At 39.3% G+C, this 11,752-nt stretch carries 10 protein-coding genes; 7 read left to right on the top strand and 3 right to left on the bottom strand.

Translation table 11 applies throughout. The features are described from left to right. The first annotated feature begins 134 nt into the window (after positions 1-134). From glyQ to AC1M9H_RS08430, 4 genes are all read left to right on the top strand, one after another. On the top strand, positions 135-1,112 hold the full coding sequence (gene glyQ / locus AC1M9H_RS08445) for a glycine--tRNA ligase subunit alpha (RefSeq protein WP_035264216.1): 978 nt from the start codon (positions 135-137) through the stop codon (positions 1,110-1,112). Then, positions 1,112-3,181: a glycine--tRNA ligase subunit beta gene (glyS, locus tag AC1M9H_RS08440; protein ID WP_481613177.1), complete on the top strand. Its 2,070-nt coding sequence runs from the start codon at positions 1,112-1,114 to the stop codon at positions 3,179-3,181. Before glyQ ends, glyS begins: the two co-directional genes overlap by 1 nt. A 158-nt stretch (positions 3,182-3,339) precedes the next feature. Then, positions 3,340-4,551: a hypothetical protein gene (locus AC1M9H_RS08435; RefSeq protein ID WP_481597540.1), complete on the top strand. Its 1,212-nt coding sequence runs from the start codon at positions 3,340-3,342 to the stop codon at positions 4,549-4,551. 9 nt (positions 4,552-4,560) lie between these two features. Beyond that, a complete protein-coding gene (locus tag AC1M9H_RS08430; protein WP_481596193.1) occupies positions 4,561-4,950 on the top strand; it encodes a hypothetical protein in 390 nt (129 codons plus the stop codon). Positions 4,951-5,145: 195 nt separating this feature from the next. Here the strand turns inward: AC1M9H_RS08430 and AC1M9H_RS08425 are convergent, their stop codons facing one another. Beyond that, positions 5,146-5,679, bottom strand: coding sequence for an HPP family protein (locus tag AC1M9H_RS08425; RefSeq protein WP_481596192.1), 534 nt, complete (start codon positions 5,677-5,679; stop codon positions 5,146-5,148). 96 nt (positions 5,680-5,775) lie between these two features. On the opposite strand from AC1M9H_RS08425, the gene AC1M9H_RS08420 reads away from it, so the two are divergent. The 3 genes from AC1M9H_RS08420 (at position 5,776) to AC1M9H_RS08410 (ending at position 9,839) form a co-directional block, all read left to right on the top strand. Next, the gene (locus tag AC1M9H_RS08420) at positions 5,776-6,315 is read left to right on the top strand and encodes a TetR/AcrR family transcriptional regulator (protein ID WP_481613176.1); all 540 of its coding nucleotides are present in this window, start codon (positions 5,776-5,778) and stop codon (positions 6,313-6,315) included. Between the two features lie 499 nt (positions 6,316-6,814). Beyond that, positions 6,815-8,833 (top strand): CocE/NonD family hydrolase, encoded by a 2,019-nt coding sequence (locus tag AC1M9H_RS08415; protein WP_481613175.1) that lies wholly within the window; start codon positions 6,815-6,817, stop codon positions 8,831-8,833. A 373-nt stretch (positions 8,834-9,206) separates the two neighbouring features. Then, the gene (locus tag AC1M9H_RS08410; RefSeq protein WP_481613174.1) at positions 9,207-9,839 is read left to right on the top strand and encodes a hypothetical protein; all 633 of its coding nucleotides are present in this window, start codon (positions 9,207-9,209) and stop codon (positions 9,837-9,839) included. A 110-nt stretch (positions 9,840-9,949) separates the two neighbouring features. Here the strand turns inward: AC1M9H_RS08410 and AC1M9H_RS08405 are convergent, their stop codons facing one another. Both AC1M9H_RS08405 and AC1M9H_RS08400 read right to left on the bottom strand, forming a co-directional pair. Then, positions 9,950-10,903, bottom strand: a complete 954-nt coding sequence (locus AC1M9H_RS08405) for a 2-hydroxyacid dehydrogenase (protein WP_481613173.1) — start codon at positions 10,901-10,903, stop codon at positions 9,950-9,952. Positions 10,904-10,973: 70 nt separating this feature from the next. Then, positions 10,974-11,714, bottom strand: coding sequence for a TetR/AcrR family transcriptional regulator (locus AC1M9H_RS08400; protein WP_092766779.1), 741 nt, complete (start codon positions 11,712-11,714; stop codon positions 10,974-10,976). Between the last annotated feature and the right edge of the window lie 38 nt (positions 11,715-11,752).

Below are 11,752 nucleotides of genomic sequence, written 5' to 3'. Positions count from 1 at the left end.
TGTCGTTCTGCTCCAAGTATGCAAACTTTTTAGCAATTGAGTTGGCCGCACAAATTTATGGACTAACCTTTGCCACTCCCTGCTAAAGTCCTTATAATTGAGCACAATTTTTCTCTAATTTTAAGTGGAAGACCATGAGTCGCGCCATATCGCATATTGATACTTTCCAAGGCTTAATTCTTGCCTTACAAAACTACTGGGCGGAGCAAGGCTGCGTCGTGTTACAGCCTTACGACATGGAAATGGGTGCAGGTACATTCCACACTGCAACTTTCCTACGCGCATTAGGGCCTGAAACTTGGAACGCTGCATACGTTCAACCTTCACGTCGTCCGAAAGACGGTCGTTATGGTGAAAACCCAAACCGTTTGCAACATTACTACCAATTCCAAGTGGTACTTAAGCCAAACCCAGACAACATCCAACAGTTGTATCTTGACTCGCTTAAAGCGATCGGAATTGATCCCTTAGTACACGACATTCGTTTTGTAGAAGACAACTGGGAATCTCCAACGCTTGGCGCGTGGGGCTTAGGTTGGGAAGTATGGTTAAACGGCATGGAAGTGACGCAGTTCACTTACTTCCAACAAGTCGGTGGTGTTGAGTGCTACCCTGTTACTGGAGAAATCACTTATGGTTTAGAGCGTCTTGCAATGTACTTGCAAGGTGTAGACTCAGTTTACGATTTGGTTTGGACTAAAGGTCAGTTTGGTACAGTGACTTATGGTGATGTATTCCATCAAAATGAAGTTGAACAGTCGACTTATAACTTTGAATACGCACCTGTTGATAAACTGTTTGAACTCTTCGACTTCTATGAAACTGAAGCAACACGTTTAATCGAAGCAAAACTTCCACTTCCTGCGTATGAGCAAGTGGTTAAAGCGTCGCATAGCTTTAACTTACTCGATGCGCGTGGTGCGATTTCTGTGACAGAACGTCAGCGTTATATCTTACGTGTACGCACATTGGCACGTTCAATTGCAAATGCTTATGTGGCTGCACGTGCGGAACTTGGTTTCCCAATGGCAGAACCAGCATTACGTGATGAAGTATTGGCACAGTTAAAGGCACAAGTTGAAGCAGAAGCAAAATCTGAGGAGAGCAAATAATGTCTAAACATACCGTTTTGTTCGAATTAGGTTGTGAAGAACTTCCACCAAAAAGCTTAAAAAAATTACGTGATGCACTGCAAGCTGAAGCTGTAAAAGGCTTAAAAGATGCAGGTCTTGCATTCGACTCGATCGAAGCCTATGCAGCACCACGTCGTCTTGCCCTTAAAATCGTAAACGTTGATGGCGCGCAAGCGGACACGCAAAAACGTTTTGATGGCCCTGCGAAACAAGCAGCGTTTGATGCTGAAGGTAACCCAACTAAAGCGCTTGAAGGCTTTATGCGTGGTCAAGGCATCACGGTTGATCAAATCTCGACTTTTCAAGCGGGTAAAGTCGAAAAAGTTTGCTACTTAAAAGATGTCAAAGGTCAAAGCCTTGATGCTTTACTTCCCCAAATTTTACAAAATGCCTTGGACAATCTTCCAATTGCGAAACGTATGCGTTCAGCGGCAAGCCGTACCGAATTTGTACGTCCAGTAAAATGGGTGGTATTGCTTAAAGACAACGACGTTGTTGATGCAACAATTCAAGATCACAAAGCAGGTAACGTAACTTTCGGTCATCGTTTCCATGCACCTGAAGCAATTACTTTAACGCATGCTGATGAATACTTAGCGAAGTTAAAAGCGGCTTACGTTGTGGCAAACTTTGAAGAGCGTCAAGCAATCATTGACGGTCAAGTCAAAGCTTTAGCTGATGAAGTAAATGCGATTGCGATTGTACCTAGCGACTTACGTGACGAAGTGACTGCACTGGTTGAATGGCCTGTTGCGCTTCGTGCAAGCTTCGAAGAACGCTTCCTTGCTGTTCCTCAAGAAGCATTGATCACCACGATGCAGGACAACCAAAAGTACTTCTGCTTAGTCAATAGCGACAATAAACTTCAACCGTACTTCATTACTGTGTCAAATATTGAGTCTAAAGACCCGACACAAATTATTGAAGGTAACGAGAAAGTGGTTCGTCCACGTTTATCTGATGCTGAATTCTTCTTCTTACAAGACCAAAAACAACCGCTTGCTTCTCGTAAAGAGAAACTTGCAAACATGGTTTTCCAAGCAGAATTAGGTACGCTTTGGGATAAATCGACACGTATTGCGAAATTGGCTGTTGCTTTAGCTCCAATTACAGGTGCAAATGCTGCCGATGCTGAAAAAGCGGCACTTCTTGCAAAATGTGACTTAACGTCTGAATTAGTGGGTGAATTCCCAGAACTTCAAGGGATTGCGGGTACTTACTACGCACGTCTTGAAGGTGAAAATGACGAAGTTGCAGAGTCTTTAGGTGAGCAGTATTTACCTAAATTCGCTGGTGACGTTTTACCAAAAACCAAAACAGGTACAACGATTGCTCTTGCAGACCGTTTAGATACATTGACGGGTATTTTCGGTATTGGTCAAGCACCGACAGGTTCTAAAGATCCGTTTGCGCTGCGTCGTTCTGCGATTGGTATTTTACGTCTAGTGACTGAAAATGAGCTTGATGTATCAATTGAAGACCTGATCAAACTTGCACTTGCTGCGTATGGCGATGTATTGAAAGATCACAATAAGACTTTAAACGATGCTGTTGCATTCCTTGAAGGTCGTTACCGTGCGAAATACGAAGACCAAGGCGTTGCTGTTGATGTGATTCAAGCGGTTCAAGCGTTGTCACCAAAATCACCACTTGATTTTGATAAGCGTGTAAATGCGGTAAATCATTTCCGTGCATTACCTGAAGCGGCTGCGCTTGCTGCTGCGAATAAGCGTGTTGCAAACATTCTTGCGAAAGAAGCTGCACCTGAAGGCGCTGTGGTTGAAGCAAACTTGGTTGAAGATGCTGAGAAAGCATTGTTCGCTGAACTTGCGAAAATCACGCCTGTGGTTGAGCCATTATTTGCTGCGAAAGACTACACTGCTGCGTTGTCTGCACTTGCTGCACTTCGTGCGCCAGTCGATGCATTCTTTGACGGTGTAATGGTGATGGCAGATGATGCTGAATTAAAAGCAAACCGTTTACGTATGCTTGCACAGCTTCGTGATTTGTTTACGAAAGTGGCTGATATTTCGGTGTTACAGCACTAAGTTGAATTTGAAATAAGCTTAAAACCCTGCTAGAAATAGTGGGGTTTTTTATTAAAAATTTTGAGTAAATTATTCCTATTTTTAATCATCCCATAAAAAAGTAAGTTCCTCTTATCATATTTGACTATTGTGAGACATCTTAAAATAGGAAATCCAGAATGTTAGACACATGTATCAAAGCAGTGGATTTGATATTAGATGCAATATATTCAACAGGTGAAAGACACCAACTACTATCTGAATTTGGGATTCGTGAACCAGATAGCCCTATTTGGTCTAGCACACTTGGTACTTCAATCTATGTGAGAAATGAAAAAACATACTCTAAAGCTATTTTTTACATTAGACAAAATGGTGTTCCATATCTATCAGAACTTCCTATATCTGAACTAAAACGACAAGTAACTCAATTTTTAACAGAAAATTTCTGGTACATCAAAGACGGGGAATTTTCCCGTAATCCAAATTTATCCTACAACTTACAAATCCCTTTTAATGCAAAATTGCAATTAGCTAGGGCATTAATGATCTCACCGCTTTTTCAAACAACTCATATAATTTTTCTATACCCATTTAATTCCATTTCCACAGAAAATAACTTAAGGCTAGAAAGTTTTTTTATAGTAAATAGCTCTAATCTAAGCTCTAAAGATCTAAATATTTCTAATGATGACTTCAAGCAATTTAATTTTAATTATTATCCTAGCATTATTGATAATCAAATAAATCAAAAAAGAATATCGACATGGATTGGTATACATGCTCCAACAGAGAAAATTTCTCAGCGAATGTTATATGCACTTCTCGGTGCAATTTCCTTATTTGAAGACTCAAAAAAGAGATATTGCTTTAATGGCGAACCCAAAGATTCTGGGTGCGCTTATTTTCCAAACGATTATCAATATACTTATAAAGAGACCGCAGATTTACTACCAAGCTTATATTTCAAATTAAAAATTGGAAATGATCTATCAACTCATTTGAAAGATATCTCTAATTTTATGAGCTCTATGAGTAAAGAAAGCGAAAGGAGTATTTTAGCTTTAACTAATTTTTATAAAAGTTGGTTTGAAGATGAAGCTGGACAATATAGAACTCTTTGTACTTGTATTGAATCCTTAATTGAAGATACTAGTACTAAGAGTTCCCAAAAATTTAAAAATTTATGTCTACAATATTCAAATAAATTTGATAACAACCAAATCCGTCATTTACTAAATATTAGAGGCTCTATTGTTCATGGAAAAGCCCCTCACCTATCTGATAGCTCATACTATGACTCTTATTTTGAGACCTATTTATCGGAACCATTAGCCGATCTTTTAAATATTGTTGAAATCGTCTTAAAAGGTCATATTTTTAACATCTGAGAGTAAAAAATGAAATTTCTAAATTTTGTTATTGCATTATCAAGTAGCTTAACCCTTACAGCCTGTTCAACTACACCAACGAATCCAAACGCCCCTATCGTATTAGAACAACACAAAAACATCGCTGTTGAACCTGAAACTCAACACAATATTGCTCGCCTCATTAAACAAAAAGACAACTGCCTCATTGAATTTACAGGCAACTTTGAGACAGGCAAAGCTACTGAATACTGGTTCTTCCAAGGGGAAAAACTGATTTCAGCACATTCAAATTTAGATGCAGATGTCGAGAACAAACAAACCGTATTTGATATTCAAGATTCGACGAAACAATCCAACTTTAACGCGCTAAAAAACCACTTTAACGCGCAAAATCTTCAACAGTGTGAACATTTCTAAGATGCTAAAAACCATTCATCTGATCACTCATAAACTACGACAGCACAATTGGCTAAAACCAACTGTGCTTTTTTTTATAAGTGGGGAGTATAAAGTGACTCGACCAGTGCCAAGTCTCACAAAAGATAGGTTTGAATTAGGGGATATCTCAGGTTGTTTTACATAAGATTAAAAAACGAATGATGCAAATTTCAATCATGGCTTGGATTTGATTATACCTAAACCGTAAAGTGGCCATTTATGATTAGGTTTAATATTATTCACAACCATCGCAATCAATACTAAAGCCACAGATCCTAAAAGCACAGGAAATATGAGGAAATTCCATCCATAGCTGATTGAATCTGCTGTTAATAAAATGACCAATGGATTTGCTCCTGCTGGAGGATGCACACATCTAAAAAATTGCATTAAGGCAATCGCACACCCGACTGATAAAGCTATAGTCAAAATCGAATCAGGAAAGAGCTTAAGAAAAAATAGACCGATAAAAGCAGAAATAAAATGACCGAAAATCACATTTCTAGGTTGAGCTAATGGCGACTGTGATACTGCATAAAGAATTACACAGGTTGCGCCAAAAGGCGCCATGATATAAATATTTCCCGTTAATTTACTCAACAAAAGTAGCAAAAAAATACTAATTGTTCCTCCAATAAAGCTCCGAATCATTTCGTGCGGTTTAGGAAAAGCAGTAAGTTTTTCTTTTCCTTCAAAAATTGAAAGCATACTGATATCGCCTTTTTAATATTGTTTTAAAAGCATAATACAGATAAAATAAAAATAGTACAGATCTGTACTATTTTTATTTTCAGGATTTTATGGATGTCAAAATCAGCATTAAAAATTCTTGATACAGCAGAAAAACTATTTAACCAAAATAGCTTTGTTGGCGTAGGTGTAGACTTAATTCGAGATCAATCAGGGTGTTCGAAAACCACGATGTACACGTACTACAAAAATAAGATGCAGTTGGTTAAATCCGTTCTCAAAGCTCGTGATGAAAAATTTAAAGCGAGTTTGTTTCAATATATCGGCAAATCAGAAGGTATTGCTGCAATAAACAAAATTTTTGATTGGCATATGCAGTGGTTTCAACAAGACTCCTTTAAAGGATGCTTATTTGTTAGAGCTGTCGCTGAATCGAACCAAGACGATAAATCTATAATCTCAGTTGCTCAAAATCATAAGCAATGGATAAAAGAATTAATATCAACACATTGCTTGAATATGGGCCGGCAAGACTTATCCGAATTAATTTACACATTAATAGAAGGATTAATTAGCCGATTCTTGGTAGATGGATTTGATCCTCAACTTGGTGCTCTGATTAAGAAAAATATAAATGATCTATTCGAGCAATGACTTTAATTTACAGCTACGCATATTTTGCCTAAATCATTATTGCTTCAGATATCAGAGTAAAAAATTTTATTAATCACTATTTTTTCATAAAGGTGAAAATTTCACATAGCGCTGAGTTTCTGCATTTTCAATAGAAGTACCTGATTGGCATAAATGCTCACAATTCATAATTTTCTTTAGAAATCAGATAGAAGAAATATCTTCTAAATTATGATTAATTTATATACAGTTGTATTTTTTTTACTGACCCAATCAACATTTTTTTATATTAAAAATAAAACACTTAATTAAAACATCATTGCCAAACCGACAAACAGCAAGACCCAGACTTGTTAGTTAAACTAAACAGTGATACAACATTGAGGCTTGGTCTGAATTATCTTTTTTGATCAGATTAGGAGACATAAAAATAAAATGAATGGAACGATTTTGCTTTATGCATATTTCATTCTTCACTCAAGCACGACTAAAAAAATGAAAAACAAAAAGGAATTATGTAATGAAGTTGCTAAATTCTTTCTATGCTGCTGTTGGCATTGGTGTCACGATACTTGCAACCACCATCGGCATAGCAAATAAAACAATTAATTCAACACCAAACGTTACGTCAGACTTAAGCTATTTAAGTCCTCAACCCGACCCAGTGACCTCCCCAGATGTCACGCTCCCAGGTACTACCGTTGCATTAAAAAACACCCGACTCGGAACTAGACAATCTCCGAGTCAACCTCAAGTCCCATCACTTTCCAATGCCAATGCTCAATGGCAATTGTATGATCGACCTGCTGAATATCCTAAGTCGGTGACCTTGCCAGCACAGTGGATTACCATGCGTGATGGAACGCGAATCGCCACTTATGTCACGCTCCCTGCGGATGAGTCAGGTCGTCCTATCAATGCAAAATTCCCTGTGATTGTTATTCAAACGGCTTATAGCGCAGGGGTTGCAGGTAAGGTTTCAGCAATAGCAGGTGGTGCAGACCCTGAAATGGTGAAACGTGGCTACGCAACAGTCGTTGCAGATGTTCGTGGAACAGGTAACTCTACAGGCAAGTGGGAAGCTTTTGGCAAAGTCGAACAACAAGATGCTTATGAAATTATTGACTGGTCAAGTAAACAAAGCTTCTCTGATGGAAATGTCGGCTTATATGGTGTTTCTTATTTAGGAATCACGGCGATGCTGGGTGCAGCGACACAACATCCAGCAATCAAGGCAGCGTTCCCAATCGTACCTATGGGTGATGCGTACCGCGATATTCTTTTCAATGGCGGGCAGCTAAATACTAACTTCATTCCACTTTGGATGAGTTTAATTACACTGTTGGGTACTTTACCGATTGATACCTTGGTGCAAGACCCGATTACTGGAAAACTGACCGCACTCGATAAAATTATTAACAGTACAGAATTCCAAATACCGCTTTTTGCCAATGCTCTAAAAGGCAAAGCTGATGCTTTTGATAATGACTTTTGGCAAGAAAGATCGCTGTTAGAACAAGCCAATAATATTAAAGTTCCGACTTTTATTGTCGGGGGAACACGTGATTTGTTCCAACGCAGTGAACCGCTTTGGCATGAAGCATTAAAAGGTCATACCACAGTAAAAACCTTTATTGGACCTTGGGCACACATTCAAGCCGCACAACTTTTCCCAAGTTTGCCTAAAGGTAATGTACCGCGTTTAGACAAAATGCAACTTCAATGGTTTGATCAATATTTAAAAGGTATCAACACTGGCGCTGAAACTCTACCTAACGTCACACAATGGGTACATGGTTATGAAGATTATGTCGTCAGTACGGATTGGCCGCATGTAGCATTAGAACCAGATCGTTTATTCTTAAATACACGTGGAAATCTTGCAAAAGATCGACCAACGTCAAGCTCTGGTGAAAACTACTTATTACAAGCCCCAACTTTCGGTTTATGCTCAAGTACTGTTGAACAAGTTCTCATTGGTGCAACGTCTATCCTACCTTTCCCATGTCTGGAAAATAGCAACTTAGCGAATATTCCTGCTTCGGTCTTTAACTCAGTACCTTTAACTGAAGACTATTATTTAAATGGGCCGATGCAAGCTGACTTGTGGATTTCATCCAGCTCTAAAGACAGTGGTTTAGTCGTACGTGTATCCGATGTGGACCCAAGAACGGGCAATGCTAAAACATTAAGCACGGGTATTATCACAGCGTCCATGCGTAAAGTTGACGAATCACGTTCTCGTTATATCAAAGGACAAATGATTCAACCTTGGCATACATTTAAAGCATCGGATATTCAGCCTTTAGACAAAAACAAGCCAGTCTTGGTCAATGTTGAGATTCCAGCAACTGCTGCGCTTATTCCTAAAGGACATCGTATTCAAATTTCGGTGGTTTCCAGTGATGTATGGAAAGGCGTTGCCCCATTACCAAGTTTAACTTCATCGCTTTTGGGATCGATTTCGATCTATTCGAATTCACAATACCCATCAAGCGTGGTTTTACCAAAAGTCCCGACTCAATATCTGAAGCATTAATTTTAGATTTCTTATAAACAGCGTCTGAGCATGAATCCATGCTCAGACTTTTTTTATGTTGAATATATTGGTTTGATCAACACTTGTCTTAGAATCGGAGGATAAACTTTACTTTTAATTTTATTGTCCACGATCGAATGCACACAATGTAGTGTTGTATCCTAAAAGCCTTTAAGCGATGCAAGATGAATAAAAATTGTAGCGTTAATCATTAAAACTGCCGAAGCACAACGTCACAGATACATTTCAACATTGAAACAGCCCCATCGCTCATGTAGTTTGCTTGGAAACTGATAAAAAATTCAAAAGTTTTGTACAGATGAGGCGATTGAGTCACAGCGCCACCCATACAGAACTGAGAAGAGGATCCTTCATGAACATAATGAAAACGATGCTGGTAAGTTGCATTACGCTATGCTCAGCAACTACATTTGCTCAAGACTCTACTTTAACAGGCAACAATCCTGCTTACGGTGACAATCCAAATTTAGCCAAAGTACTTGCAGTCAAAGCACAAGAGACTTTGCAAAATACAGCCAACACTGTTGATGATGCGACCAAGCGTGGTATTGCTAAAATCAAACCATCCGTCGATTCAGCTTGGCAAAACACCAAAGAATTCACCAATGAAAAAGCGATTGCATTACGTGACGGTGCTCGTCAAGGCGTGGATACAACTGTTAAATCTGTGCAGCATGCTAAACAGAACCTCGTCGGTGCAGGTGGTGTTCCCATCGAAAGAGGCAGTTTGAGTCAACCCAACCCAACGACAGCACCTGCTGTCACAGCCTCCCCTGCTCCAACTACTGCATCGGTCGCTTTACCCGTTCAAGAAAATTCAGTCAACCTTGAAACTGCGCAATCAGCCAACACCACGCTAGCAAGTCAAAATCAAGCACCTGAAGCAGAACCGACCATTCAGCGTCAAAGTGTTGCTTTACCTAATAGTGGAGCTACCACCTCTAGTCCAGCTGTAGATGACAGTGATGCAGGTGTCCCACGTTAACCCATGTCGTTTTATTCAAACCTAAGTGGAGTTTATTTATTAGGTTGAGTTTATTTATATCTCTTCAATAAAAAAGGTGCTTCTCACAGCACCTTTTTTATTGCTTAACTTCAGTTGACGTGACGGATCGGTTGACCCGCTTTAAATGCAGCTGCGTTTTCCTGTACTTGTTGCACAATGCGTTGACGTGCTTCAACGCTTCCCCATGCACTGTGTGGTGTAATAATGAGATTAGGGATATCCGAATTCAATAACACATTGCCTTGCTGAGGCGGTTCTATACTCAATACATCAGTCGCTGCCCCTGCGATTCTCCGATTGATTAGTGCTTCCGCCAATGCTTGTTCATTCACAATGCCACCACGAGCACAATTAATTAAATATGCACTTTCTTTCATTAGACTGAATGCTTCTGCATCAATTAAGTCGCGTGTTGTTTCAGTTAATGGACAATGTAAGCTAATAAAGTCTGATTGACGCAGCAAGCTTTCTAAACTGACACGATCAGCGGCTGCAGGTCGTCCTGGTAAATGAGCCACAATCACCTTCATACCAAAGGCTTCAGCCAATTTCGCTACGGCTTGACCAAGTTCACCATAGCCCAAAATCCCTAAGGTCTTACCATTCAATTCAGCAATGGGGAAATCTAATAAACAGAATTGTGATGCTTTATTCCATTCACCCGCACGAACTGCACGATCATATTGAATAAAAGACGTTGCCAAGTTGAGCATCAACATCATGGTATGTTGAGCTACAGCGGCAGTACCATATGCCTGACAGTTACATACCACAATGTTTTGTGCTTTTGCTTGGATTAAATCGACATTATTGGTGCCTGTGGCCGAAATTAAAATTAATTTAAGCTGCGGTCGTCGTTGCATCATGTCTGTCGTAATCACCACTTTATTGGTCACCACCACATCTACATCAGCGATGCGTTCAAGCACTTGATCTGGATCAGTGCGCTCAAAGAATGTTACCTCATCAAAGACTTGATACCACCCCGAAAAATCTAAATCATTCTGATCGAGAGAGAATTGATCCAAAAAAACAGCTTTCACGTTGAACCTCAGCAATATTGATCTGCATTTCGACTGCAAGATTTTCATGATAATTCAACTGATTGTAAGCTTAATTGTAGGTCAACAATAGCTGATTTGACTGGTTTTTTGTCTCAGATTGCGTCGTTGCTGCACGCTGTGCTTTTAGGGAAAATTGATCTTCTTTTAGTGCATTTAAATATGCAGTCGCCAAACGATACGCCTCTTCACAAATACGTTCAGAAATCCGATCTTCTGTGTAATAACCATGTTTCATACAAGTAAAGATCATTTCAATAATGATCAACATACTGTCAGGTTGTTGCGGTAAATAATCATCTACCCGAATTGCTTTAAGTGCATCTCTTAAATCTTGACTGAACTGTTTGAGTTCCATTTGATGACGTAAATACACTTGTCGGTTCAGTGGACCTGACAATATTAATAATCGTGCCACAGCAGATTCATTATAAAACTTGGCAGTGGTTTCAATCACAGCTGCAGCCACCATTCGACCATAAGCCGCCATACTTTCGTGCGGATGTTCGCGTATGACGTTTAAACCAGCTTCCTTGAGCAAGCTTACTAGTTTCTGCAAATGCAACTGTGCCATATGATGCAACAGATCATATTTTGTCGGAAAGAACTGATAAATACTCGCTCTTGGAATGTTTGAAGCATTGGCAATTTCAGGAATTGAAATTGACTCTAAGCCCATTTTAACTAAAAGTTTTTCAGCGGTTTGAATCACCTGCATAACACGACGATGTGTACGCGATTGTTTTGGAGGATTCATTCCTGTTTCAGTTTTTGCAATTTTCTTTTTATTCATTTGTCCCACCTAAATTCCATTTATATGGGTTTTTTTGT

This window comes from Acinetobacter sp. ANC_7512 (assembly GCF_056779935.1).
Note: the sequence above shows the minus strand (reverse complement) of the source record. Positions and strands in the feature narration are given on the sequence as shown.